This is a genomic window from Neobacillus drentensis (genome assembly GCF_036966985.1).
Taxonomy (GTDB): Bacteria; Bacillota; Bacilli; order Bacillales; family Cytobacillaceae; genus Neobacillus; species Neobacillus drentensis_E.
Genome location: NZ_JBALSN010000692.1, coordinates 1 through 1209, shown reverse-complemented (window position 1 = coordinate 1209; position 1209 = coordinate 1). Strand labels below are relative to the sequence as shown.

At 40.2% G+C, this 1209-nt stretch carries 1 protein-coding gene; it reads left to right on the top strand.

Annotation, left to right across the window (positions count from 1 at the left end):
* Nucleotides 1-147 precede the first annotated feature (147 nt).
* Nucleotides 148-1209, top strand: a 1062-nt coding sequence (locus V7659_RS30580; protein ID WP_335543773.1) for a beta-ketoacyl synthase N-terminal-like domain-containing protein, incomplete at its 3' end; no start/stop codon positions are given.

The window sequence follows — 1209 nt, the reverse complement described above, 5'->3', positions numbered from 1 at the left end:
GAAGCAGTTCAAAAAGGGTGAAAGAGATGGTTGCAACTCGGAAGAATGGCAGGGATATAAATATCTATAATTGTTGTTAATTGTCGAATAACCTCATATAATATATTTTTAATATATTAATATAATTTATCATAAACGAGGTCAACAATGGACAATATAGTCATTACAGGTTACGGAGTTAAAGCGCCGGGTATAAGTAATATAGATCAATTTAAAGACGTTCTAGAACAGGGGATCTGTACACAGGGAATTCTCCATGGCCGTGGCAATAACGGCTCTAATATAGTATGTGGAGTTGTTGATGAAGATCTGGATATAATCTCTGCTCAAAATTATAAAAGGTACCCACGTGCAGCTCAGTTGGGCATTGCAGCTGCAGAGGAGGCTTATAAGATGGCCAACTTACCAAATGATGATTTTGCACGTGTTGCTGTCATAATGGGTACATCCGGTGGAGGAATTTTAGAAGTTGAAAAGTTCTCTAACCATGGTAATAACCTTAAAAAAGTACCTATTCAATATGTTCCTATCGGAGATCCGCATACAATCTCTTCTGGAATCACTAAGCATCTTGGAATAAATGGACAGGCTTATACCATCTCTACTGGCTGTACAGCAAGCTTAGATGCGATCCTTATGGGCAAATTATTCTTAGAAGCTGGACACGCAGATATATGTATCGTTGGCGGCTCAGATGCTCTATTAGGGGATTGGATTACCTATGGATTTTTAAAGACGGGTGCGATTGCCGAAAATACTGAGATAGAGGAAACCGGGGTACCCTTTTCCACATCTCATAAGGGGTTTGTTAAAGCAGAGGGTTCTGCCGTTGTGATTATGGAACGGAAGAAAGATGCAGAATCAAGAGGCGCTAAAGTTTGGGGGCATGTCAACAGAGGTGCTTCTAACAATGAAGCTCTTTCAATATTAAAGTCCGACACAACAGGAACAATGATGACAGCTGCCCTAAAAAGTGCCATAGGCGATTGTGTTCCTACTTATGTCAACAGCCAAGCGTTGGGGTTAAAACAGAATGATATGATAGAGTATATTACTCACACTAATCTATTTGGAACCTATGTCCCAATTACTTCCATAAAGGGGATGACCGGCCATACCTTTGGCTCCATGGGGGCTATCCAGGTTGTCTCTTCGTTAATAAGTATGGAATATGGATTTATTCCGCCAACCATTAAATCAAGTGGAGAT